Here is a 24726-nt window from a genome sequence, read left to right on the forward strand (position 1 = left end):
CTAGTCCTCCTTACGTCCTGACATGAAGATACGGCCAAGGGCGTGCAGCAGAACACCCACTGCCGAGGCGATAACCACAAACCAGCCGCCTGCGTCCACGATGGAAGATGCATCGCGTCCGGGCATGTAGAAACAGGTCATCTTAGCCAGACGGCCCTGCTTGCTGTGGCATTCTTCGCAGGCAACGGTATTTTCCTTGGGCGCGACCATGTGGGTGGTGGGGTAAACGTACTCGGTTTCCACAAATCCCACTTCGCCGCTGAAAGGCAGCCCGGCATACTTCATGCCGTAGGCAACTGCGTTTTCCCAATTGTAGCCCTTCCAGAAGGCGTCCTTATCCTTACCGAACAGGTGCGGAATAACGATATTCTTGTTGACCTTGTCATACGGGGTCATGCCGCGGTGAACCTTAAAGGGCATAATCCGGGAATTCTTATCATCGATGGAGCCGACAGGCTTGGAGACCTGCACCGGCTTGGTGGGATCGATGGTGGTCTGGGCGGTGATGGTATCGATGGTACCGTTGAACCAGTAATACTCAGGAACAACGTTCTTTTCCCAACGCATATCGCCCTTCTTGGTCATGTAAACGGGCTTGCCCCATTCACCCTTTTCAACGTAGGGCTTGCCGTCCTTCTTCCTGCCTGCGGTGGACCAATCCCACCACATCTTGGTGGGCAATTCACGAGCGAAAGTCGGAATATGACAACTCTGGCAGGCCAGCTTGTCGGTATGATCATTGAGCTTCATACCAAGCTCGGACTTATGCGGCCTTGCGCTATGGCAGGATTCGCACATGATCTTGGAACCAAGGTCATCTTCAAGCAACGACTTGCGCTCGGTGGCAGCCGGGGTTGAGTAGATACGGCCGGCAATATCGTGCTTCACTGTGGTATGACAGCGGGTGCAACTGAAGTTCTGACCGTCCATACCCATGTGCACATCAAGAGTCTTGGCCGGCTTGAGCATGGATGAGTCGAGGTCCCCGTGCTTTACGCCGTCACCGCCGCCACCGTAGAAATGGCAGGTTCCGCAGTTCTTGCGGGTGGGACGGCCCACAGACTGGGCAACATTGTTCCATTCGGGAGCAGCGTAAAACTTGCCGTTACCCTTGAATTTCTTACCCGGCGGGGGTGCGGGATTACCGGCTCCTGAGGGGAACTTCTTGTAGGTTCCAGTCTGCTCATGACAGACAAGACAATCGATCTTTTCCTGTGAACTGAAATCGAAATCCTTGTTCTTCCAGCCGTAACCGGCATGACAGGAGGTACAGCGCGGTTCATTGGACTGGATATTGATACAGAAATTGTTGACCACCAGGCCACCTTTACCGACCTTAAGCTCCTTTTCCGCCTTGGGATCGAGCCATGTCCAGTGAATGGTCTTGTGGAACTGGTGTCCGGCTTCGGTATGACAGCTCAGACAGGCCTTGGTCACTTCCGGGCCGCTCTTAAAAGGCTGCTTCAACGCATCGAACTTGGAATGGTCAGCCGTGATCCATAATTCCTTCCCTTTGGTAGCCTGACGGGCCATCTGACGGCCGGGAGCGGTATCCCCGGCGGCAAATGCGCTTGCGCACAGAAAGACCACCGCTGAGAGCAACAGCAGCGAGTTCCGCATTAACTTCATCTCCACCCTCCATAGTTATAAATGACCGGGACGTTGTTACCCCGGAAACTTTCCATCATCAGCGGCGAAAACCGGGCAATCCCTCCAGATACGGTTTCCGTCCCCGGAAAAATGCAAACATGGCCGCCACCCCCAAAAGCATGGCAAAACCCAGATGGGTCCAATCAATGATCATAACTGTCAGCGGATCGAAAGTAACCGCAGGCAGGTTCTTAACCACCCGCAGTACTCCAGTTACGATGACAATAACATAAATACAGACCCGCTGCATACCGGAAGAAGTCAATCTAAAACGCCGCCTCCCGTCCATGGCGAACATGGTCAGCAGATACATGGCCATAAAAATGAGCACTGCACCGAATATGTAATGAATCTTGTTGGTCAGGTAGAAATCCGCCAGCCAGCCCAAGCCCGGAACATCCGCGATGTAATAACGCTTGAATATGGGCATCTGAGCCGCTCCGGTGAGGGCCATTATAAAAATGGTCAGCTTGAAAAGACGTGCGAACAGCGGGCTAGTCATTGTCCTGCCCTCCTGCTGTGGATGATAGGAACTTCCCGGCCTTTATGATACCGGCGGCAATCCCGGCAAAAGGCGCTATGCCCACTGCATAGGCCAGCTTTTCCTCGTCTGCCATGGAATCCTCTACCGGAGAAAGTCCCGGCTTTCCGGGCCCCTTTTCCACAGCCTCGTTAAGCAGATCAAACGGCACCGGGGATAAATAGATGGTATTGGTGCCGCCGTTCTCATCTTCACCGTAGATGTGCCAATTATTCTGCTCCGCCAGCTCATGGGCCTTAGCTAAAACTTCACTGCGCGGGCCGATGGTCTGCACATCTTCGGGACAGGCTTCGATGCAGGCCGGAAGCTTGCCTTCATCTATCCGGTTGTAGCAGCGGTCGCACTTGTACATGACCCCGTTCCCGGCAAACCCCGGCATAAGCCGCAGGTACAGCCCCACCCCGGTTTGACGCTGGGGGATATGCCACGGACAGACCGTGCGGCACTTGGCCCCGCCGAGGCAGACATCTTCATTAATGCGCACGATACCGTTCTTCTGCTTTCCGGCTGCGCCCCACGGACAGAGATTGGCGCAGGGGGCATTACGGCAATGCAGGCAGCGGCGGGGAATATTAATTTCGTGGGTTTCACCTTCAAATTCAACTTCCGCACTCTGAATGTAGAGCCAGTTGTACGGGGTCAGACGGTCATCCACATCTGTGCGGTCCGACCAGTCTTCCACCTTGACCCGCGAGGTTGGGTACATTTCAGGATATGGCTTCTCCGGCTTGGGAAACTTTGGTTCATTAACTTCGCGGCAGGCCGAAACGCATTCGCCGCATGCGATACACTTGGATAAATCAAGCAGGGTACAGAGTTCTTCGCTGTCTCTACCTGCGGCGGCCGCGACTTCACGGGCAGGCAGGAGCATGGCCGCACTTCCGGCCCCCAGCCCCTTTAAGAAATTCCTGCGTGAAATTCCATTCTTCTTGTCTGTCATTTGTATTCCTTTATGAACTGCAATCAGCTTCATCATGAAACGGTTTTCCTAAGACAAAGCAGAATCCGTACCTACTTTCTACATTCTTCCAATAATCACCATGAACCCTTTGTTTATGCCTAGTACGGTCCATAAACACATCCTCAAAAACCAGAACGGCAGCAAAAACAACTTGAACAAGTGTGCAAACATATGTTCAAATTAAGACACACACTTGAACAATTGAACACTTTTTGAACACAAGGTAGACCTATGACCGAGCAGGACATCAATCTTTATCTGCGGGAAGTAATCGACACCATGAATGACGGGCTGATCATCATCCGACCCAACGGAACTATTATGATGGTCAATGACGCCCTGCTGCGCATGACCGGATTTACCAAAAATAATTTGCTCAACAAGCCCTGCTCTGTACTGGGCTGCGATGCCTGCCGCAGGGTGCGTGAGCAGGCTGAGGGGCATTGGTGCGGACTATTTGAAAAACGCAAAGAAAGCCGCAAGAGCTGCCGTATCATCGACAAAAACGGAAACTACCTGCACGTGCTTAAAAACGCCTCTTTGCTTCGTGGCGAAGAAGGTCAGATTCTCGGGGCGGTAGAAACACTGACAGACATCAGCGAACTGGACCGCAAGGAACTAAAAATCCGTGAACTTTCCCGGAAGTTACAACACGAAGAAACAGGCTTCTGCGGGTTTGTGGGGCACTCTCCCGCCATGCAGAAGGTGTATACCCTGCTACAGAAAGCGGCCCGCTCCGACGGACCGGTAATAATTTTCGGCGAATCAGGTACTGGTAAGGAACTGGCCGCACAAGCTATTCATGAGATGAGCCCGCGCAAAGACAAACCTTTTGTGCAGCTGAACTGCGCCGCGCTCAATGAATCCCTGCTGGAGAGTGAACTTTTCGGACATGTAAAAGGAGCCTTCACCGGGGCCTACCGCCACAGGCAGGGCCGCTTTGAAGAAGCTGCGGACGGTTCCATATTTCTTGATGAAATCGGCGATGTTCCGCTGCCTATTCAGGTGAAACTGCTGCGGGTACTGGAAACACGCTCTTTTGAACGGGTGGGTGAAAACATCAACCTGAACATGGACGCAAGACTGATCACAGCCACCAATCAGGATTTACGCCAGCTGGTGCAGGAAAAACAGTTCCGCGAAGATTTCTTTTTCCGCATCAATGTCATTCCGGTGCATCTGCCGCCCCTGCGAGAACGCAAGGAAGATCTGCCCCTGCTGGTAGATCACTTTATCCAGATGAATGAGCAACTCCGCAACAACGACAGTCCGACCCCGGAAACCATGCGCAAACTTATGGCTTACGACTGGCCCGGCAACGTGCGCGAGCTGAAAAGTGCACTGGAATACGCCGCAGTGGTAAAGGACAACGGCCCGATCCTGCCGGAACACCTACCCCCGCAGATCAGCGATGCGCCGGTTGATAACTGCCATTGCCCGGCCCGGTCCGCCGCAGCGGTCACTGAGCCGGATGAAAAACAAGAACTCATCAATGGACTCAAGCAGGCCGGGGGCAACAAAAGCAAGGCCGCAAAAATCATCGGAGTCAGCCGGGGAACCATCCATAACCGCATGCGTAAATATTCGGTTCAATACAAGCTGGATGAGTAATCACCTATCAGAGAATCCGCACCATTACTGAATTTTATACGGCCTACGCGCTTATTCTAGAAAGATTATACAGGCGTCGCCACTGGACTTTTCGGCTGTTTTTGAGTAAATACTTTCTCAACATCGGGAAAAAGCATCCGCTGTTTCCCCACAAGTCGCCATAAAACCATTTACGCTGGTGCAGCAGTTTCCACAGCCCTGCCCAGTCCGAAAGAAATCACATTTCTGCCCGCTACATATCCGGAACTCCGCAAGGCTCCAGACCTTGCACCCGGACCGCAAGCCCCGGCATCAGGCAGGTCTGCGCTGAACTGGAAAACCAGTGCGCATACTTTGCTTTTGATTGTTGTGGAGAATTGCCACCTAACAGAAACACAATACAGCGCGCACAGACAATTAACCGGAGGAAGACATGAGCGATAAAGACATTGCGATCCTGAAGTATGACGGTAAAGAGTACGAACTGCCCGTAATCCACGGCAGTGAAGGCGAAACAGGCGTAGACATCACTAAACTCCGGGCCCAGAGCGGCCTGATTACCTATGATCCGGGCTACGGCAACACAGGATCATGCACCAGCAACATCACCTTTGTGGACGGCGAAAGAGGTATCCTGCGCTACCGCGGATATCCCATTGAAGATCTTGCCAAACATGGTAAATTCATTGAAACCGCATGGCTGCTCATCTTCGGAGAACTTCCGCTCAAGGAAGATCTGGCCCGTTTTTCCGCCCTGCTCACCGCCGAAGAACTCATCCACGAAGACCTGCGTCACCACTTTGAAGGCTTCCCCGCTCATCGCAACCAGCCCATGGCTATTCTCTCCGCAGTAATCAACGCGCTGGGCAGCCACAACCCGGACCTCAACGACATCACCGACAAGTCCGAATTTTTCCTCGCTGTGGGCAAGATCATCTCCAAGGTGCGGACCATCGCGGCTTTTTCATACCGCAAATCCATCGGCCGCCCCTTTGTATACCCGGACCCGGAACTAAGCTACTGCCACAACTTCCTGCACATGATGTTCTCCATCCCCTACAAGCAGTATGATCCGCCCATTGAAGCGGTTAAGGCCCTTTCGCTCATCTTCCAGCTGCACGCGGACCACGAGCAGAACTGCTCCACCTCCACAGTGCGCATGGTCGGTTCCACACAGGCCAACATCTTTGCTTCCGTATCTTCCGGCATCTGCGCCCTCTGGGGCCCCCTGCACGGCGGAGCAAACGCAGCGGTTATCGACATGCTCGAAACCATCAACAACGGCGACTACACCATCGATGAGTACATCGAGAAGGTGAAGAAGAAAGAATGCCGCCTCATGGGCTTCGGGCACCGCATCTACAAAAGCTTTGACCCGCGTGCAAAAATCCTCAAAAAAGCGACCCACGACCTCCTGCAGCACGGCTTCAGCGATGAACTGCTGGATATCGCCATGCAGCTTGAAGAGCGCGCCCTTTCCGATGATTACTTCATCGAACGCAAGCTCTACCCCAACGTGGACTTCTACTCCGGTATCATCCTGCGTGCGCTGGGCATCCCGGTGGCCATGTTCCCGGTTATGTTCGCCATTGGCCGCATGCCCGGCTGGATTGCCCACTGGTACGAGGATTACACCAACCCCACATCAAGAATTAACCGTCCGCGCCAGATTTACACTGGCGAAACTCCCAGAAATTACGTACCTATAGATTTCAGGAAGTAATTTCAGTCAATATCGGTTCGGGGCTTATCCGGTCCCGGAACGATGGATATACCTACCCGGATATGCCCGTAATCCCGCTCCCCACAAGGGGTGAGATTACGGGCAATACTTTTCCAACGGACCGGAATTTAAATTATTCTCAAAAAAATTAAAGTTTTTTCAAAAAAAAGCTTGCAATTCGCAACCGATATTTATAAACAGTTCTTCGCCGTGCCGAAGTGGTGGAATTGGTAGACACGCTAGGTTCAGGGTCTAGTGGAGGTTTCTCCGTGGAAGTTCGAGTCTTCTCTTCGGCACCATCTTTCTAAAAAGAGCCGCAACAAAAGTTGCGGCTCTTTTGTTTTTTGACCAAAAAGCCCTTCAGTCCTACTGTTCATTGGGCTGGGGGACTTTTTAACCTCGACGGGCAAAAAATTATTGACCGAAGTTTAGAGTTTGTTAAGATTTTTTCTGTTGGTTTCAACTTCAGGTTTTGCAAATCAAAAAGGGAACCCGTTTAAAGTACGGGGCGGTTCTGCCGCTGTGATTCCTGTCCCTGTTCAAGGGACGGGAAAAGCCAGCAACCCGACCTGAAGCATATCTACTCAGATAATCTACACTTCTCTTCAAAATTCAGGTTACGCCTTCTGGGCAGCCTGCACCACAAATCAAAAAATCAAGCTCCGTAAGGGAGTCTCTTGGCGACAGATGTATTCTATCCGGAATACAGCATGTCCGCTGTTTGTGGTTTATTGATCTCAGGGCAGAAGAAAGCCCTTCAAAGGAAATTCATCACCATGACTGAACAAACTGTTATCACCCGCGAATCAGCTAAAATGGCTCTGGAAGAACATAACCGCTTTCAGGAAACCGTCAGTTCCAAAAAATATCAGATCCGCGATCCCAAAGGGCGGTTGCAGGAGCATTCATTTACCGACGTCAAACACAGACTCTGCCGGGAATTTCTAAAGCAGTCCCAATTCGATAAGAACGAAAATGAACAGGTCTGCGAGCTGCTTCAGTCCGGTCGTTTCATCCCCGCAGGCTCCATACTTTCCGGGCTGGGAAATGATTATGCAAAATGCTCGCTCAGCAACTGCTATCTGGCCAAGATTGAATCCGATTCCCTTGAAGGCATCTTCGAAGCCCAGAAAAAACTGGCCCGCACATACTCCTACCGGGGCGGCAGCGGCATCGACATCACCATCCTGCGTCCTTCCGGGGACCCGGTGAACAATGCTGCGGTGACCTCCTCCGGGGCAGTAAGCTTCATGCCCCTTTTCAGCGAACTGACCAACACCATCGGCCAGAACGGACGACGCGGCGCACTGATGATTTCTCTGGACATCCGCCACCCGGAAACCCGCCGTTTCATCTGGTGCAAGAGCAAGCCCGAAGAAATTTTCGGCGTGGATTCCCTGACCGGAAAGGTTCAGGATGTATTCGGTGCCAACATCAGCCTTAAAGTCACTGATGAATTCATGCAGGCAGTGGAAGAAGACAGGGACTGGACCTTCACTTTCCCCGACAGATTCAAAATCAGCGGTAAAATCTGTGATGAATCCACCCTGCAACTGCTGCCGGAAATATACGAAGCACTGAATCCGCAGGTAAATGACCGGATCGAAGCCGAGATTCTCTATAAAGTCACCGCCGTTGATCCGAAAAAGCACCAGATCAAGGTTCAGCCCGACCTTCCGGTTCATGACGGCAGTGAAACTCCTGCCGAAGGAATTCTGACCTTCTCCGTCTCCAGACGCCGCAACGAAACTTCCGACATCTTTGATCCGGTGAAGTCCGTATACAACACCCTCTGGGACGGCGACTACAGCCGCTGGCAGGAGCTTAAACTTCCCTTCAGAAAATATGACACCGTCAAAGCCCGCGACCTACTGGAAGAGATCAGTGAATCCGCATGGAAATCAGGCGATCCGGGTATTCTTTATCAGGACACCACCCAGCGCAATACCCCCGGCACATTCATTGATCCACTGCGGTTAAAACCCATGTCCACCAACCCCTGTGGGGAACAGGCTCTCGGCTACTGGAGCAACTGCCTGCTGGGTGCCATGGTTCTCTACCGCTACGTGGTCAATCCCTTCACCAAAGAAGCGCGTTTCGACAGCGATCTTTTCCACCATGACCTGACCCGGACCATGGCCTTCATGGACACCATGTCCGACCTGAACCAGAACAAGCACCCCCTGCAGAAGCACCGCGACGCCGACAAATACGGCAAACGCATCGGTATCGAATTCACCGGACTGGGTGATATGCTGGCCATGCTTGGCATGCGCTACGGCAGCGATGAGTCCATTGCTTTCATCAAAGAAATCATGCGCGACAAGGCCGTCACCGAAATCTCGGTCAGCGCGGATATTGCCGAGCGTTTCGGTGAAGTTGAAGCTTTGAAGGATAAGGATGCCCGCAAGCGTTTTCTGGACTGCCCGTACATCACCAATCTCGGACTGCCCAAAAAGCTGCAGCAGAAAATCCTGAAAACCGGACTGCGCCATACCGCCTTCAATACTGTCGGTCCCTCCGGTTCCATTTCCATAATGTCCGATAACTGCACTTCGGGCATCGAACCTGTTTTCATGTTCAGCTATGCCCGTGAAACAAGGCTCGAAGCAGGCAAGGTCTTCGAATTCATCCACATGCCTCCGCTGAAATGGATGCTTGAAACCAATCAGGAGCATCTCTTCGGCAAATACACCGCCCAGCAGCTCAAGGAAAAACTGAATTACGTACAGGCTGATGAACTGGACTACATGGACCGCATCCGCATGCAGGCCGCAATCCAGCAGTACACCGACAGTTCCATTTCCTCGACCATCAACCTCGCTGAGGAAACACCCCAGGAAACCATCTTCGAGATTTACCTTGAATCATGGAAAAACGGCCTCAAGGGCGTGACCGTATTCCGCAACGGCTGCAAAAAAGGCGTGCTGAGCAAGAAGGAAGAGCCCAAAGAAACCGATCCGACCATGAAGGGCCAGAATCCCACTCTGGTGGAAAGGGAGCTGGGCGATATTGAGCGGGCCGAGCGTCACCGGGTCATGTGGAAAGGGTCCAAGATGTACATCATCGTATCGCTGGACGATTCCGGCAACCCCATTGAGATATTCGTAAAACTGCCCAAGGAAGCAGGAGTAACCGGGGACGGGTTCTACAATGAGCAGGTCTTTCAGGAGAAATACTCCCTCTGGGAAACCATCACCCGTTTGACCAGCATGCTCCTGCGCGTGGGCATGCCCATCGACCGCATCCTGACCCAGCTGGACCGCTCCAGCTACAATATCATCGACGCGGCAGCGATCATCTCCCGTATCCTGCGCCAGTACATCTCACTGGACATGGACGACCAGACCATCGTTTCCAAAGGACTCGGTGATCCCTGCCCTGAATGCGGCAAAAAAGCATACGTTCCTGAAGGCGGATGCAAGATCTGCAAGGCCTGCGGGTACACCACCTGCGGGTAAACTGACAGCAGCCGGAGCTTTCCGGGATAGATAATTGAAAAGCCGCGGCAGAAGTCGCGGCTTTTTTGCGTTGCGGGATAAATTTTAAATAAAGGAATTAACTATAAATTTTATTATTCCAGTAGCGGACCAAAGCTTCACTTTGAGCTTCTATGGAATATTTTGCGGCCATCACACCCGCCTGCTCAACAATACCTGCAAGCTTTGGAGACCCCGAATCAAACATATCCACAGCCTTAACCAACCCGCGTGCAGCAGCAAGTACATCTCCTTCCGGGATCCACAGTCCATTAATACTCCGGCAGTACTCTTTACCTCCGAACCCCTTGAATCCCACTGCAACGCAGCCGCTGGCCATTGCCTCCAGAGTGGGCAGGCCGAAACCTTCAAGATAAGATGTAGAAAGGAATACTGCCGCTTCCCCTAAAATACCTGCAACCTCAGAAAGAGACATCTTGTGAATGGGAGATATCTGCACATCATCCATTTTATCAGATATCGAGCAGGCATGTTTAATGATAAATTCAGCCTCACTCCCCAGACGCCGGGGCATATACGCAATCATCCGCTTCTTTGCGGCAGGCTTGAAAAGAGGATCAACAGCATTGGGAATGATCTCCGGCGACATGCCGAAATCGACCTGCAGCATCTTTGCAATATATTCGGAAGGGCAAAACACACCGGCCAAAGACAAATTACGCCATACTTCCGGTGAAGCCCCCTGATACAGCAGAGCAAAACTCTGAACAAAGATATGAGTATTTACCCCCTTCATCCCAGCCAGCTCCGCCAACGGGGAATTTTCCGGTGCTACGAGATGGTCACCCGAACTAATCTTAACACCGTCATCCTGCCAGAGCACCGGAACATCCACACCGGCAAAGGGGTAGCGATAGCCCCGTTCATTATGAACAACATAGGCATCAAAACCATGTTCGCGTAAAATGGCTACATGATCATAAATGACCTTAACCCCGCCGGAGGGCTTTTTTATGTCGTGGGCCAAGTATAGTATTTTTGGGTTCATGGATTACTCTCTAAATAAAAACTTACAAGAAGAAAACCCTTGACCCAACCCCCATTCGGTGCTTATGGCTTCTCGCGTCCGTCCATATCCGGTTGTTTTGGGTCCAGAGAGACCCGAGTTTTTAATTGCAAGGGCAGTGTACCTGTTTCGTACATCGTCCTTATGTGACGATTCCCCTGAAACCTAATTAGAAGATTGGGACCAGTTATGCAGGCAGTTCGCCTTGCTGTTTCAGGAGAAAGTACGATCTGCCTTTGTGAGTTTTTTACCCACCTTTTGTAGATCGAGATAACCGGACGGTCCCTCCAAAAATACCGGACATTTATTACGGTAGCTAAAAACCTCCCCTGCTTTTTAAGGGGCTGGTATTGCTTTGTTTTTTCACCCCATTTCCGCAAGACCGGAACATCCCCGGATCAGGCCGCCTGTGCGGTTTGCTGATTCGTGTTGCTGTACTTTTGCCAGTGATAAAAAACGACCCGATTTAATAAATCCGGCCCAGCTGAAACGGGAATTAACACGCGTCCGGCATAATGCTGCGCACGCGACTAATGTTCTTTACCCTTTTAATAGAAATTAAATTTTCTTCCATCTTAGAGAGATAAATAAATCATGGAAAAATTCAAAAATCTCGGCCTTTCCGATGTCATTATTGAAGCACTTGAAAAAAAAGGCTTCACCGAACCCACCCCTATTCAGGAAAAGACCATTCCCATGCTTCTTTCCGGCGAAAAGGACATCGTAGGTCAGGCCCAGACCGGAACAGGTAAGACTGCTGCATTCGGTCTGCCTATCATTGAAAATGTCCGCGAAGGTGCCAAGCACGTTCAGGCCATCATCCTTACTCCCACCCGTGAACTTGCTGTGCAGGTTGCGGACGAACTTATGTCCTTTCGCGGTAAGCGCAAAGTTTTCGTGGCTACCGTATACGGCGGCCAGCCCATGCTTCCGCAGCTGAAGGCTCTCAAGCGCGGTGCTGATATCGTTGTCGGAACTCCCGGCCGTGTGCTCGACCACATCCGCCGCAAGACCCTTGACCTTTCCCAGATCAACAATTTCGTACTCGATGAAGCTGACGAAATGTGCAACATGGGCTTCCTTGAGGAAGTTTCCGAGATCATGGAAAATGCAGGCGAAGACCGCCGCACCCTGCTCTTTTCCGCTACCATGCCCCGCGAAGTAATGAACATCGCCAAGAAATTCATGGGCGATTACGATGTGATTGCAGTTAAGCGCGAAAAAGACGAAGCACAGCTGACCGAACTCATCTTTCACGAAGTTAACGAGCGTGACCGCTTTGAAGCACTCTGCCGTGTTGTTGATGCCCAGCCTGAATTTTACGGTCTGGTATTCTGCCGCACCCGTGCCGATGCCGACCGCGTGGCCGGAACCCTTGCCGAGCGCGGCTACCCTGCCGAGCCCATCCACGGAGATCTTTCTCAGGCCCGCCGCGAAGACATCCTCATGCGTTTCCGCAAACGCCGCTGTAAAATTCTCGTGGCTACCGACGTTGCCGCACGCGGTATTGACGTGCCGGACCTCTCCCACGTTGTAAACTTCGCCCTGCCGCAGGACCCGCAGAGCTTTGTGCACCGCGTCGGCCGTACCGGTCGCGCAGGTAAAAAAGGCGTGGCTGTAACCCTGATTTCCCCCCGTGAATTCGGCAAGCTGCGCTACATCACCAAAATCACCAAGCTCAAGGTGGATAAAAAGCCCCTGCCGACCATCGATCAGGTCATTGATGTCAAAAAATCCCGCATGGGTGCTGAACTCAGCGATATCGTTGAAGCAGGCAAGCATCTTTCCTACCTCGACCTGGCCCACGAGCTGCTCGAAGGCGTTGACCCGGTGGAAGCCGTTGCCGCACTGCTCAAGCATTCACAGGGCAGCGTTCTGGATAAACGCAGCTACCGCAAAATCGAAGAATGCGGCCCCGGCTCCAACGGTCCCCGCGGCCGGGTACGTTTCACCGCCGGTGTAGGCCGCTCCCACGGCATGACCCCGCGTAAACTGGTGGACATGATCTGCCGCCGCGCACGTATCAATCCCGTACGCATCCAGCACGTGAAGATTCAGGGACGCCAGTCCACCTTCACCGTGCCTGCAGGTGATTCCGATAACGTCATGCGCGCAGTGAACAGAGCTTCCCAGAACGAAAGACCTTTGCTTAGAAGAGGTTAATGCCTCCGGCGGCCCTTCGGGGACCAAAGAACCTTTTTGAAAAAAGGTTCTCTGGACTCTCCCAAAACTTTTACTAGGGCTGCGCCGCTTCGCATTTAAAATTTGCCAAGATTAAACCCCGCGATATCTTTCGAGATATGGCGGGGTTCTTTTATGGGAAAATATCTAAAGCTACATGCGAAGCTTACTGAAAAGTTTTGAGGGGATGGGGTCTGGGGAAGGGGAACTTTTCCCAAAAGTTCCCCTTCCCCAGTCTTATTCTTCCAATCCCATTCCGGGATGGTGGGCTGCGTCTTCCATTTCTTCTTCGTGGCAGACTGTGCAGGTCCCGGCTGCACCCATGGGCTGTGCTTCACCCATAAATTGCAGCGCGCGCAGATTATCACGCTCATTTCCTGCCGGGAAGACCGCGTGCGCTGCGTTGTGGCAGGCCGCGCACATTATTGCGTCCATTTCATCTTTGCGGTTGCGGAAGAGACTTTCGCGACCCTCGGTCCATTCGTTGAAAGCTGAGTCCGATTCAGGATCGGCGAATTCAACATGACAGGTCAGGCAGTCGGGCTGCTGCTCGCCCGGCTGACGCGGGTTTATCTCATCCAGATCGTAATCAACCGGAGCGATCAGCTTTATAAGCTGTCTGGCTGCGGGCTTCTGCTCTTCCCCTTTAAGCAGGGCAATAGCGTGATTCTCCATGGAGCCGTGGCAGTTCACGCATTCCATTCCGGCATCAACATGAACCCCGCGCAGACTTTCCTGCGGATGGCACATCATGCAGGCATCGTTCTCCCTATCTGCCAGATATACGGCGTGAAAGCCGTGCAGAGCTGTGGACAGGTTCAGCTGCAACCCGCCGTCATGACAAGCCCTACAATCGATGTTCTCGCTGTTCTTGAGCCGTTTTCTGAAGTCGGTATTATTCTCCCGGTCATGCACGCTGACGATATCCGCTGCGGTCTGCGCAGAGAAACCGCCCTGTTCCGGGAAATTCCAACCGCCGCCATGGCAGTTGTTACAGCCCGGACGGGTGGAAACCGGAAGCACTATAGTTGTTGCGGCGAGAATATTTCCATCCGCATCAAGGGCCTGCACTTCCACCGGAGGCAAGGGCTGGTATGTTTCCATGGTGTAGGGCAGGATTTCGATAGGAGCGGACTGGAAATAACCGTCTTCAGCCGCCAGTTCGAAGGTTTTATCCATGGACTGCGGTTTACAGACGATCTTCACATCTTCGGTAACGATCTCTGGCGAATCACCACGCATGATAAGCTGGGCGCGGACGATGCTGCCTTTATCGGAAACGGACATGGTCCGGTCTTTGTCGATGATCAGACGCAGCCCTTCCAGCGGCCAGGCCATAAGCACGTATTCCTGCTCCGGTTCAAAGGGAGCGGGGGCAAGTGCCGGTTCTTCCGGCGCGGCCAGTTCCGGTCCATAGCCCGGACCGACGGAATGGATGTATTCGGCCAACACACTCCGCTCCTCTGCTGTACCGAAAAACTCAGGCATATATTTATTCATCCGCCCCATACCGGAGATGAACGCATCCAGCCCGGCGGCAGTATATTTTGCGGTGCGGGGAACAATGTCGTTCATGGGACCGTTAATGGCGTGACAGGGACCGCACTGCATCTGGTAAAGCCATGACCCTGCCCGGAGGCGGTTCTCAGCGTTGATTTCACGCAAATCCTGCGGAATCCATTTGGCAGTTTGCAGGATGGATTTTCCTTTAAGCTCTTCGGCCTGCTCCACAGTGATATTGGTGGAGTAGACCTCGCCCCAGACAACATAGGGTTTGCGGCCTGCTTCACGCATGAATTCAAATGAGCCGTAGAAAACCAGCGCAACCACAAGCATAAGCATGGCCGAACTGAAATTGACTCTGCGCGGAGCACAGACAGCCATAAACAGACCGCCGAAAAGAATCAGCGGAGCACTGTATTTGAATACTTTCAGAAAAAATGCCACCCGGTGGGATTTATGAAGCACCAGCATAGCCTGTTCCGGGGGCAGATAGCTCATGTACCAGTAGCCGGAAAATACGGTCAGCACCAATCCGGTCAGAGTCCATATTCCGCAGAACCGGACCATCATGCAGCGCAGGCTCTGTTCCTTGATTCTTGCAGCGGTTACAAAGCCGAACAGCCCGGCCAGCATGCCGCAAAGGGCGGTACGGAAAAAGAGCGCGGGCCAGAAGGTGGGATTGAAAATGGCATCCCAGAAATTACGCGTTTCCTGCCATGGGCCGGGGGTGAGCATGAAGGAGACCACCCCGTTGATGGTCAACAGAGAAAGAAAAGCAAAAACGAAATAGAACCAGCCGATAATCAGGTGGTCGCGGCGATTCATCTTTTCCCAATAATAATAGTAGATGAGCAGGGCTATGACCTCGCCCACAAACCAGACCCATTCCGTGGCCCATGCAAAAAGAAACTCGCGCACCAGCACGAGGGTGCCCTGCGGACTGAGCAGGGCCATGGTGAACCAGAGAGCCACCCCGGACCCGCCGCCGAAAACCATGGTCAGGAGCAGGAAAAATTTGGAATGTTTTTTTACGTAATCAAGCAGTTCGTTTGATTCAGTCCTGTAGGCCAACTTCTCAGTAACGACGAGAAACAGACCGCCGCCCACGGCAAACTGGGCCACGAACACATGCAAGGTCGCAATAAGCGCGATCCAGAACCCGCCGCCGAAAGTAGTCAGATGCCAGATTGGATATTCCATCATTAACCCCTTTCAGCCCTGAGCATTAGTTTGAGCATGTAGACGATGCACAGTCCGCCGGCAATCAGCGACACAATAAAAAGTATAAACGGGTCCCAATCACCGGACACCGGAGCGGTATCCAGAGTGAAGTACGGTTCAAGATATTTCTGGCGCACAAGATGGCGCATGACCGCCATGACCGGAACGATAAAGACCGTTGTTGCGGCGGCTGCGTAAATATTTTTTGTAAACCCGGCATGAAGCATACCGAAAGTTGCCAGCAGCCCCGCACAGAGCAGCACTGTGGCCGGCATATCCTGCCCCATGAAGATGAGCATGACTTCTCTGGGCAGGGCCAGCAGGAACCATACGCCCATGATTACGTTAACCAGAGTGGAGCGCGAAAACCATTTCATGCCCGTATCAATGAAGGACTGCTCGCCTTTACGTTTGCCCACAAGAGCCACAAACAGTCCGCCCACTGCCAAAGCGGAAATGGCGAAATGCATGAAACGCGGATAAAGCACCGGATCGCTCAGGTTAAGCACAAAACCGTCCGGATCGGCAAAATATTCGGACCAGGCCTCCGGGCGCAGCATCAAGGTCATCTTATTGGAAAGCATGAACCCGATGTAGGAAATGGCACAGAGCACACCCAGCATGAGCAGTTTACGGCCTGTGGCACCCAGCTTTTCGTAACGGTAATTATGGATATACAACCCGTAATAGCCGCTGATGAGGACCGCTATGACCGCCAGCCAGAACACTGCCATAAGTATGGAAGACACATAGCTGAACTGCCCGTAAACCGCCTGCAAAAAAAGCAGCGGCGGCACCCCGGCGTTAATTGCCAGAGCCAGCAGGGTCGGCAGCTTGCGGGAAATATTCTGCGAAACCGGAGTTCCGCCGGAAAGGGAATGAATAAAAACAATCGCCGCACCCCCGAAGACTGCATTCATCAGCAGCAGATGGACGGAAAAAGTTACGATCGAAAGCGTTACCGGCCATATGGGATGAACTGAAATGCCAATGACTGCCGGAACCAGCGAGGACGGGTCCATGAATCTCCCCCTTATTGAATTGGAGTTTCCGCTTTACATAGCAGGAGAAAAGCACAGTCACAATTAGAAACGGATTATGATTAAATTGGAACATTTCTTCTCGGAGCAGCATACCAAAACGTTCCGATTGATATTTTCCCGCCATTTTACAATTTATTTACGATTTAACAAAAAAAGTTCTTGCCAAAGCAGGCCGAAGTAAATAGAAACCTTTCTACCGAGTGCCGAAGTGGTGGAATTGGTAGACACGCTAGGTTCAGGGTCTAGTGGAGGTTTCTCCGTGGAAGTTCGAGTCTTCTCTTCGGCACCACTCGTAAATAAGAAAAGCCGCAACAGATGTTGCGGCTTTTTTTGTTGTGTCCATCACGCCCGGATCAGTATCAATGCTTGTAGTGAGCCTCACCCGGGGCCTGAAAAATTTTATACTCAGCTTCCTGTATCAACCTTTCCAGCTTCCCGCTTTGCTGCATGCCACTTATCATCTTCCCTACTTTTGCTGCCTTACGCGAATGTTTTTTTGTAAGATAATGATAAAGCGGCAACCTTGCCAAAGGCGGCCCGGCAGCAACAACATCCTCATTTTTCATTTCTTTAAGCAGATAATTCAAGTTCAGAGAATTACCGATAGCCACATCCGCCCGACCATATTCCAGAAATTTGATAACTTGTTCAGCACTGTCCAGATCGTAAACACGATCCATACCCGCAGTAATGTTTGAAGTGTGTTTTACACCCCGAACTTTGGCTATACGGTAATTTCTCAAATCATCGACTGCATTAATCTGAATCCCGCTGCCCTTTTTCACATACGGAGTTGTATCCAGATAAAAATAAGCAGGCTCCACCCGCACAACATTAGGAACTTCTCCACCGTAAGTATAGATACGCATGACCTCACCATCGACCGCACCTTTTTCTACTGCCAACTGGGCGCGCTTGCCGGGCATGGGCAGGACTTCAACATCCACTCCGATCCGCTTATAAATACGCGGCAGGACATATCCTCCTATTTTCTGTTCTGCCAACCCTTCAATAGAGGCGAATTTTAGCTCCCAGGCAAAAGCAGTGCTGCTCAAGCAAACAAAAATTAATATGAAAAGGAACAATCTTAACGGCAAATCTTAACCCCGGCGTTAATATTATTATTCAGAACTATCATAAAAAAAATACAGCTAAAGAAGCAAGCTTTCTAATGGAAAATTTTCGTCATTCAGGTATACTGCAGACCTAACTAAAAAGGAGACAACAATATGAAAATTTTACGTTCCCGCATGATACTGCTTTGCCTGCTGGTAGCAGCCAGTATGCTCATTCAGACCCCGGCTGCATCTGCCTTCGGCCTGAAGGACCTTTCCTCCGCTGCAGATACAGCAAAAGGTGCGGCCGAAGGAGCCAGCCTGCTTGACCGGGCCAAATCCGTATATACCGGGTTTTACGATTCCACCGACAACCTCATAGATGCCCAGACCACAGTCATGAGCCTGATTGACCCTGAAGAAGGAGCGTCCCTGATTTCCAAATTCGGGAACATGGATTCCGGTTCAGGACTCAGCACCCTGAGCAAAATGGTCGGTTTTTCCGAAAGCATGGATGCAGCTACAACCAGCCCCTCCCTGACTTCCAAGCTTACTAAAATTATCACTACTCCGGGCAGCATGGAAAAAGCCAAAAAAGTCTATGACCATGCCTCCACAGCTTACACTTCCGGTAACAGCTCCGTAAGCGAAGCCAAAACCCTGTACACTGAAATCAAGAATTTCATCGCTTCCCCCTCCGCAAAAGGACTCAGCGAAAGCCTGCTTTCCGGGCTGGGCGAATATTCCGACAAAATCCTGCCCTTCATCATTGAGAACGGACCGGAACGGGTGCAGTCCGCCGCAAAAATTGCCGAAATGTTCAAAGGCTTTTTGTAAGATGATTAGTAAAAAAAGTCCCTCCAGCCTGAACGGCTGGAGGGACTTTTTTACGGGCTATCTATCATTTAAATTGAAATATCCATCACCCTTCAAATCAGTAATCAATCTCTCACACATGGCGGCCCGGTTCAGGCTGTATATGTGTACTCCGGGCGCGCCCTTATCGAGCAGGTCCGCAATCTGTTTGCGGGCGAAATCAAATCCGAATTCCATGACCGCTTCATCACCGCCCTCTTCAAAGGCTTTTTCCACACCGCAATAGAGATCACCGGGAATAGCCGCACCGCAAAGGGACATGATCCGGCGCAGGGAACCGAGGGACTGAATGGGCAACACCCCGGGAATCACCGGACGGTCTATGCCCATTTCGGCCAGACGGTCCACGTAATCAAAATAGACCCGGTTATCAAAAAAGAGCTGGGTCATGGTAAAATCCGCGCCCTTGGAAAGCTTGGCATGATGAAATTCAAGATCACGAAACAAGGACGGGGATTCAGGATGTCCGCCGGGATATCCGGCCACGGCGATGCCAACATCCGAGAACTTACCATCCACATATTCCACCAGATCTAAAGCATGATAAAAACGACTCTGCCCGTTACCGTTGGCATCGGCTACTCCGTCGCCGCCAAGGGCCAGAATATCGGAAACCCCGGCTTCCACCAGACTGGACACAAATCCGTCAATAGACTCTTCACTGGCCCCAACGCAGGTCAGGTGGGCGAGAATATCAATGCCCATATCTTTTTTCAGCAGGGAACAGATCTCAAGGGAGTTGTCATGACTGGTGCCGCCCGCACCGTAAGTTACTGAGGCAAAAAGAGGGTTGAGTGCGGCCAGCCTTTCGGCCCGTTCCATGAACTTGGGCCATGTGGATTTGTCCTTGGGAGGAAAAAATTCAAAAGAAAAAAACTGTCCTGCTTCATTGATATTCTGTGCCACCTGCATTTTAAATTCTCCATTTTTATCTGCTTGGCTCCCGGACCGCAGGCACGGCCCGGGAGGATGTTCTGTATTTATCTATTGAATCTTGCGGCGAACGCTTTCCGCCGCCTGAACCATATTTTTAAGAGCCGGGACAACCTCATCCCATTTGCGGGTTTTAAGTCCGCAGTCCGGGTTTACCCAGAGACGTTCTGCCGGGATGACTTCCAGTGCTTTTTCCAGCAATCCGGCCATATCATCCGCTGCCGGGATAGCGGGGCTGTGGATATCATAAACACCGGGCCCCACTTCATTGGGGTAGCTGAACTGTCTGAAACTTCCCAGAAGCTCCATGCGGCTGCGGCTGGCTTCGATGCTGATTACATCGGCATCAAGGGCGGCAATGGAATTCATGATTTCATCAAATTCGCAATAGCACATGTGGGTATGAATCTGGGTCGCATCTCCAACGCAGGAGGAGGAAAGACGAAAGCATTCCTCAGCCCATTTCAGGTATTCAGCCTGCTCGGCCTTGCGCAGGGGCAGCCCCTCACGCAGAGCAGGTTCGTCAATCTGAATGACCTTCACCCCGCTCTTTTCAAGGTCGGCAACCTCGTCACGCACAGCCAGTGCGATCTGACGGCAGGTTTCACTGCGCGGCTGGTCGTTACGCACAAAACTCCAGCAGAGAATGGTTACCGGCCCGGTAAGCATGCCTTTGACTTCACGATCGGAAAGAGAACGGGCATAATTGATCCAGTCCACGGTAATAGGACCGGGACGGGATACATCGCCGAAAATCACCGGGGGCTTCACGCAGCGGGAACCGTAACTCTGCACCCAGCCGTTGGAAGTGAAGCAGTAACCGTCAAAGTTCTCCCCGAAATACTCGACCATATCGTTGCGCTCCGGTTCACCGTGAACCAGCACATCAAGACCGATTTCTTCCTGTTTGCGGATGCAGTCTTCAATGTAGTTGCGCATGAAACTTTCGTAATCAGCGCGCTCAATGCGTCCGTTTTTAAATCCGCTGCGGGTGGAGCGCACTTCCGGGGTCTGGGGAAAAGAACCGATGGTCGTAGTGGGCAGCACGGGAAAACCAAGGCCGCGCTGGATTTCCGCCCGCTGTTCATAAACGGACTTGCGGCGGTAATCTTCAGCTTTAAGCGCGCCCAGCCTTTCAGCAACCTTGGGATTGTTCACCCTCGGGCTGCTTTTGCGGGCTTCAAGAATACTGCGGTTTTCAGTAAGAACTTCTTCAACATCCTTACCTGCAGCAGCATCGGCAACAGTCCTGATTTCCGCGCACTTCTGGCGGGCAAAGGCCATCCACGATTTAATTTCCGCATCCAGCTTTGCTTCCAGCTCAAGGTCAAAAGGAACATGCAGAAGTGAGCAGGAAGGGGCAACCAGCACCCGGTCTTCACCCAGAACTGTCAACGCAGAGTTTACGGCTGCCACAGCTTTATCAAGGTCGGCCCGCCAGATATTGCGACCATCCACCACACCCAGAGAAAGACTCAAATTACCGCCCAGCTTGGCGAGCAACGGCTCAAGATCCTGTGCGCCGCGCACCAGATCAACGTGCAGTGCGTCTACAGGCAGGGATGCGGCTGTTTCAAGATTACTGCCCAGTCCGCCGAAATATGATGCAACCATAATTTTGCAGCCTGCCGCAGCATCCTTGAAAGTGCGATAAACAGGCCCGAAAAGTTTGCGGACATTCTCATCAAGATCAAGAGCCAGAACAGGTTCATCAAACTGAATCCATTCGCATTTGGCAGCAAGCTTTTCGATCAGTTCCACATAGACAGGCAGCAGCCTTTCCAGAAGATCCAGTCTGTCAAATTCCTGATCCGCGCATTTGCCGAGCAGGAGAAAAGTCAGCGGTCCGGGCAGTACAGCTTTAACCCTGTGCCCCAGCAAAACTGCTTCATCCACCTGCTGCAGCAAGGAATCATCGGCAAGAACAAATTCCTGAGCCCGACTGAATTCGGGGACTATATAATGGTAGTTGGTATCGAACCATTTGGTCATTTCCATGGCGGCAACACCGTTTTCTCCGGCTTCGCCACGGGCCATCCTGAAATAATCATCAATGGAAGCTTTCCCATTGTGTACGCCGTATCTTTCCGGGATAACGCCGAACCTGAATGCATTATCCAGCATATGATCGTAATAGGAAAAATCCCCTACCGGAAGAAGGTCTACGCCTGCTTTTTTCTGGTCTTCCCAGTGCTGCACGCGCAGCTTTCTGGCGGTCAATGAAAGGTCATCCCTTCCGGATTCCCCTCTCCAGTAGGATTCAAGTTTCTTTTTAAGTTCACGGTTACTGCCCATTCTGGGGTAGCCCAAGGTGTGCGTCAGCATAAAATTCTCCATGTTTGCAGTGTCCGCCTTTGGCGGTGGGATTCTCAATCCCTGTTCTCCGGACCTGTTCGCGAGATCCGGCCACTCGTTCCTGCAGGACGTCTTCTGACTTCCGGGCTGTTTTGACGCACAGTGTCGAACCTTCCCGTTTTCACAGTGATCCGACACCATTCATTTTTATTTCCCGGTTACAGCAGCGCGCCTGTGACGGACTCTCACCGTCTTCCGTTTCCTGCGGGCTTTCATAACTCAAATTCAATATATAAAAATATTGTTATATAGTGATCAAGAAATGCCATCCTTCATCCCTGAAGTCAAGCGCAATTGAAAATTTCATACTCAAAGCCGGAATAATCCCCGGAAAGCCCGCTCACTGAAAAACAAAAAAGGCTGTGAGGAAAACCTCACAGCCCATTTAAATCATGTACAAGCCGTCTATAATTCAGACGGTCCTGAAAAAAATATTATTCACAATCCTTAACATTCAGCTTTTCTTTGAAGCTGCCGCTTGCTGCCGGAAATTTCAGCAGAGCACCTTTCACCAGACAACGCCCTACGATATCAAGCCCCTCGCGGTCCTGACTTACAGCCTTACCGCGCCAGAGATAGGTTTTCATGCCTTCTTCTTCAGGGGTCATCAGGTAGATTCGCACGGTGTTATCAACACGGGGAGCATCGGCATCCTTGACCACACCGATTTCTGTATAGGTCTGACTGCTTATGTAATCGAATTCATTAGCTTCCCTTTTGTAGGTGACCCCTCTTTCCATAAAAGCTTTGGAGCCGAAATTAACAACCACCACAAAATCAGGAGCTGCAGGATCGTAGCGGAATCCTTTGGCTTCAAGCTCAAGCTTGGCACTATTGAGCAGGATAGCTTCAAGATCCTTTTTGGAGTCGCTTTTCTGCTTGAAAGCAAAAGTTTTCAGCTGGCTGAAATCAGTACCTTTAACAGGTCTGTTCTCAACATCCATATTCACATACACACACCCGGAAAGCATCACTGCGAGCAGGGCAAAAACAACAAATAACTTCCTCACCACAATCTCCTGACTTTATTTGTCACGGTCGCCTTTAAAGGAAAAAACCGTATTAAACTCTTTATTACAATTCCCTATAGCCTAACCATTTAACTTTTTTAACGGCTTTAGCCAAGTGGTAAAACAAAATCAATGTCCGGAACAGATTTCATGCAGCACATAAAATTATTAATCATAAAAGCAGACCCTGTTACGCCCGGAACTTTTGGCATTATACAAGGCCAAATCGGCCATACGCAGCAACCGCTCCGGATCAAGGCTGCGTGAATTTACCGAAGCAACGCCGACGCTTGCGGTACAACGGATACTGCCCCCTGAAACAGAGACTTCGTTGTCTTCCATTGTTCTTCGCAGACGCTCCGCCACAGCAATACCTCCGCCCAAATCAGTGCCGGGCAGGAAAATTGCAAATTCCTCACCGCCCAGACGGGCAAACAAATCCTTGTCGCGGACAATGCTCCGGCAGGAATCTGCAAAAAACTTCAGAACTTCATCCCCGCCCTCATGACCATATGTATCATTAATACTTTTAAAATGATCAAGGTCGATCATCAGCATGCACGGCCCTGGAGAGCTGCGCTTATCTTTTTGGTTGCGCAAATCAAGCTGACGGAAAAACTCTCTGCGGTTCAAAGCCCCGGTCAGACTGTCCGTGGTTGCCAGCAGAACAAGACGCTCTTCTTCAACCTTTCGGAAAGAAATATCATCCACCACCCAGAGCACACCACGATTCAAATCCGCAGGTTTATTTACATCCACGGCCTGCCCGGAAAGGGAACACCATAAGGATTTTCCGTCTTTCCTCCGCAACTGGTATTCAATATTCACCTGCGCACGAGCCTCAAGGGCGTTATAATACTGCTCGCCGAACTCATGAAATTTCTTTTCGGAAAGATGCAAGTCACCCATGCCTAGGCCGACCATTTCTTCGGGAGAATCATACCCCAAAATATCGGCAAGGGCCTGATTGGCTCTTTTCAGGACCCGCCCGCCCTGCAGAAACATCATCCCGACCCTGCTGCTTTCAAATATTATTTTTAATTCATGCAGGGTTTCGCGCAACTCCATTTCTGTTGCTTTCAGATAGGAGATATCGCGGATGGCTGAGATACGGTATTGTTTTTCACGCACTACAACTGTACGCCCGCGGATTTCTGCCGGGAAAGTAGAACCGTCCTTACGCCTGCCCATCACAAAATACGGCTCCTCAAACATTTCCACGATATTTTCTTTCACCAGACCGCGATAATCTTCGGCAATAAAATCCAGACCGCCCATCCCGATTACTTCATCGTGGGTATACCCCAGAACTTTAAGCACCTCCCTGTTCACTGCCACACAACAGACATTTTCATCAAAGACCCCGATAGCTTCCGATGAGGAGTCCGCCAGCAATGTTTTAAACTCAAGCTCCCCTTCCAGTTCGGCAATGCGCCTCATTAGATTTTCTATGTTCATTACATACCCCGGAATGAAAATTCTTTTGAGTACCGTAAGTATAAAAAATAAAATTCTCCTACGTCAACAACTCACCGAACACACAAGCATTTTCCAACCTCTCTCAACATTTTCAATGTA

The 24726-nt window shown here is 51.4% G+C and carries 16 protein-coding genes, 2 tRNA genes and 2 riboswitches; of the genes, 7 read left to right on the plus strand and 11 right to left on the minus strand.

The features are described from left to right. From FMR86_RS01465 to FMR86_RS01475, 3 genes are read right to left on the minus strand one after another with little or no spacing between them, the layout of a single operon-like run. The gene (locus FMR86_RS01465) at positions 1-1629 is read right to left on the minus strand and encodes a tetrathionate reductase family octaheme c-type cytochrome (RefSeq protein ID WP_163349293.1); all 1629 of its coding nucleotides are present in this window, start codon (positions 1627-1629) and stop codon (positions 1-3) included. 58 nt (positions 1630-1687) lie between these two features. After that, on the minus strand, positions 1688-2152 hold the full coding sequence (locus FMR86_RS01470; RefSeq protein WP_163349294.1) for an iron-sulfur cluster-binding protein: 465 nt from the start codon (positions 2150-2152) through the stop codon (positions 1688-1690). Then, positions 2145-3131 carry a 4Fe-4S dicluster domain-containing protein gene (locus FMR86_RS01475; RefSeq protein WP_163349454.1) on the minus strand — a complete coding sequence of 329 codons (987 nt, stop codon included), beginning with the start codon at positions 3129-3131 and terminating at the stop codon, positions 2145-2147. The genes FMR86_RS01470 and FMR86_RS01475 overlap by 8 nt, the downstream gene beginning before the upstream one ends. A 252-nt stretch (positions 3132-3383) precedes the next feature. Here FMR86_RS01475 and FMR86_RS01480 point away from each other — a divergent pair, with 252 nt between their 5' ends. The 4 genes from FMR86_RS01480 (at position 3384) to FMR86_RS01495 (ending at position 9926) form a co-directional block, all read left to right on the plus strand. Next, positions 3384-4763 carry a sigma-54-dependent Fis family transcriptional regulator gene (locus tag FMR86_RS01480; RefSeq protein WP_163349295.1) on the plus strand — a complete coding sequence of 460 codons (1380 nt, stop codon included), beginning with the start codon at positions 3384-3386 and terminating at the stop codon, positions 4761-4763. A gap of 412 nt (positions 4764-5175) precedes the next feature. Next, positions 5176-6465, plus strand: a complete 1290-nt coding sequence (locus tag FMR86_RS01485; protein ID WP_163349296.1) for a citrate synthase — start codon at positions 5176-5178, stop codon at positions 6463-6465. A 212-nt stretch (positions 6466-6677) separates the two neighbouring features. Continuing rightward, positions 6678-6764, plus strand: a tRNA-Leu gene (locus FMR86_RS01490). A gap of 151 nt (positions 6765-6915) precedes the next feature. Next, a riboswitch (cobalamin riboswitch) is annotated at positions 6916-7053 on the plus strand. Positions 7054-7241: 188 nt separating this feature from the next. Beyond that, positions 7242-9926, plus strand: a complete 2685-nt coding sequence (locus tag FMR86_RS01495; RefSeq protein ID WP_163349297.1) for an adenosylcobalamin-dependent ribonucleoside-diphosphate reductase — start codon at positions 7242-7244, stop codon at positions 9924-9926. A 97-nt stretch (positions 9927-10023) separates the two neighbouring features. On the opposite strand, the gene FMR86_RS01500 is transcribed toward FMR86_RS01495, so the two are convergent. Then, positions 10024-10953 (minus strand): glycosyltransferase, encoded by a 930-nt coding sequence (locus FMR86_RS01500; RefSeq protein WP_163349298.1) that lies wholly within the window; start codon positions 10951-10953, stop codon positions 10024-10026. A 612-nt stretch (positions 10954-11565) separates the two neighbouring features. Here FMR86_RS01500 and FMR86_RS01505 point away from each other — a divergent pair. Continuing rightward, complete coding sequence (locus tag FMR86_RS01505) at positions 11566-13134, plus strand: DEAD/DEAH box helicase (RefSeq protein WP_163349299.1); 1569 nt, start codon at positions 11566-11568, stop codon at positions 13132-13134. A 255-nt stretch (positions 13135-13389) separates the two neighbouring features. On the opposite strand, the gene FMR86_RS01510 is transcribed toward FMR86_RS01505, so the two are convergent. Both FMR86_RS01510 and FMR86_RS01515 read right to left on the minus strand, forming a co-directional pair. Beyond that, on the minus strand, positions 13390-15858 hold the full coding sequence (locus FMR86_RS01510; protein ID WP_239057105.1) for a cytochrome ubiquinol oxidase subunit I: 2469 nt from the start codon (positions 15856-15858) through the stop codon (positions 13390-13392). Further along, the gene (locus FMR86_RS01515) at positions 15858-16898 is read right to left on the minus strand and encodes a hypothetical protein (RefSeq protein ID WP_163349300.1); all 1041 of its coding nucleotides are present in this window, start codon (positions 16896-16898) and stop codon (positions 15858-15860) included. Before FMR86_RS01515 ends, FMR86_RS01510 begins: the two co-directional genes overlap by 1 nt. A 223-nt stretch (positions 16899-17121) precedes the next feature. Here FMR86_RS01515 and FMR86_RS01520 point away from each other — a divergent pair. Then, a tRNA-Leu gene (locus tag FMR86_RS01520) sits at positions 17122-17208 on the plus strand. A 70-nt stretch (positions 17209-17278) separates the two neighbouring features. Here FMR86_RS01520 and FMR86_RS01525 read toward each other — a convergent pair. Beyond that, positions 17279-17845 carry a transporter substrate-binding domain-containing protein gene (locus FMR86_RS01525; RefSeq protein WP_163349301.1) on the minus strand — a complete coding sequence of 189 codons (567 nt, stop codon included), beginning with the start codon at positions 17843-17845 and terminating at the stop codon, positions 17279-17281. A gap of 303 nt (positions 17846-18148) precedes the next feature. Between FMR86_RS01525 and FMR86_RS01530 the strand changes: the two genes are divergently transcribed. After that, positions 18149-18811, plus strand: a complete 663-nt coding sequence (locus FMR86_RS01530) for a hypothetical protein (RefSeq protein WP_163349302.1) — start codon at positions 18149-18151, stop codon at positions 18809-18811. Positions 18812-18868: 57 nt separating this feature from the next. Here the strand turns inward: FMR86_RS01530 and FMR86_RS01535 are convergent, their stop codons facing one another. The 4 genes from FMR86_RS01535 to FMR86_RS01550 form a co-directional block, all read right to left on the minus strand. Further along, entirely contained in the window at positions 18869-19762 is an 894-nt protein-coding gene (locus FMR86_RS01535) for a methylenetetrahydrofolate reductase (protein WP_163349303.1), read from the minus strand. A gap of 72 nt (positions 19763-19834) precedes the next feature. Then, positions 19835-22108, minus strand: coding sequence for a 5-methyltetrahydropteroyltriglutamate--homocysteine S-methyltransferase (gene metE / locus FMR86_RS01540; RefSeq protein ID WP_163349304.1), 2274 nt, complete (start codon positions 22106-22108; stop codon positions 19835-19837). 77 nt (positions 22109-22185) lie between these two features. Beyond that, a riboswitch (cobalamin riboswitch) is annotated at positions 22186-22376 on the minus strand. A 196-nt stretch (positions 22377-22572) separates the two neighbouring features. Next, a complete protein-coding gene (locus FMR86_RS01545; RefSeq protein ID WP_163349305.1) occupies positions 22573-23148 on the minus strand; it encodes a DUF4136 domain-containing protein in 576 nt (191 codons plus the stop codon). A 168-nt stretch (positions 23149-23316) separates the two neighbouring features. Then, positions 23317-24606: a diguanylate cyclase gene (locus FMR86_RS01550; protein WP_163349306.1), complete on the minus strand. Its 1290-nt coding sequence runs from the start codon at positions 24604-24606 to the stop codon at positions 23317-23319. Positions 24607-24726 lie beyond the last annotated feature (120 nt).

This window comes from Desulfovibrio sp. JC010 (assembly GCF_010470675.1).
Classification (GTDB): Bacteria; Desulfobacterota; Desulfovibrionia; order Desulfovibrionales; family Desulfovibrionaceae; genus Maridesulfovibrio.

Excerpts from the sequence above, each read along its gene's own strand:
- FMR86_RS01515 (WP_163349300.1), bottom strand. The coding sequence starts at position 16,898 with ATGGACCCGTCCTCGCTGGTTCCGGCAGTCATTGGCATTTCAGTTCAT.
- FMR86_RS01480 (WP_163349295.1), top strand. The coding sequence starts at position 3,384 with ATGACCGAGCAGGACATCAATCTTTATCTGCGGGAAGTAATCGACACC.
- FMR86_RS01500 (WP_163349298.1), bottom strand. The coding sequence starts at position 10,953 with ATGAACCCAAAAATACTATACTTGGCCCACGACATAAAAAAGCCCTCC.
- FMR86_RS01525 (WP_163349301.1), bottom strand. The coding sequence starts at position 17,845 with ATGCCCGGCAAGCGCGCCCAGTTGGCAGTAGAAAAAGGTGCGGTCGAT.
- FMR86_RS01505 (WP_163349299.1), top strand. The coding sequence starts at position 11,566 with ATGGAAAAATTCAAAAATCTCGGCCTTTCCGATGTCATTATTGAAGCA.
- FMR86_RS01485 (WP_163349296.1), top strand. The coding sequence starts at position 5,176 with ATGAGCGATAAAGACATTGCGATCCTGAAGTATGACGGTAAAGAGTAC.
- FMR86_RS01550 (WP_163349306.1), bottom strand. The coding sequence starts at position 24,606 with ATGAACATAGAAAATCTAATGAGGCGCATTGCCGAACTGGAAGGGGAG.
- FMR86_RS01475 (WP_163349454.1), bottom strand. The coding sequence starts at position 3,131 with ATGACAGACAAGAAGAATGGAATTTCACGCAGGAATTTCTTAAAGGGG.
- FMR86_RS01530 (WP_163349302.1), top strand. The coding sequence starts at position 18,149 with ATGAAAATTTTACGTTCCCGCATGATACTGCTTTGCCTGCTGGTAGCA.
- metE (WP_163349304.1), bottom strand. The coding sequence starts at position 22,108 with ATGCTGACGCACACCTTGGGCTACCCCAGAATGGGCAGTAACCGTGAA.
- FMR86_RS01535 (WP_163349303.1), bottom strand. The coding sequence starts at position 19,762 with ATGCAGGTGGCACAGAATATCAATGAAGCAGGACAGTTTTTTTCTTTT.
- FMR86_RS01495 (WP_163349297.1), top strand. The coding sequence starts at position 7,242 with ATGACTGAACAAACTGTTATCACCCGCGAATCAGCTAAAATGGCTCTG.
- FMR86_RS01470 (WP_163349294.1), bottom strand. The coding sequence starts at position 2,152 with ATGACTAGCCCGCTGTTCGCACGTCTTTTCAAGCTGACCATTTTTATA.
- FMR86_RS01510 (WP_239057105.1), bottom strand. The coding sequence starts at position 15,858 with ATGATGGAATATCCAATCTGGCATCTGACTACTTTCGGCGGCGGGTTC.
- FMR86_RS01465 (WP_163349293.1), bottom strand. The coding sequence starts at position 1,629 with ATGAAGTTAATGCGGAACTCGCTGCTGTTGCTCTCAGCGGTGGTCTTT.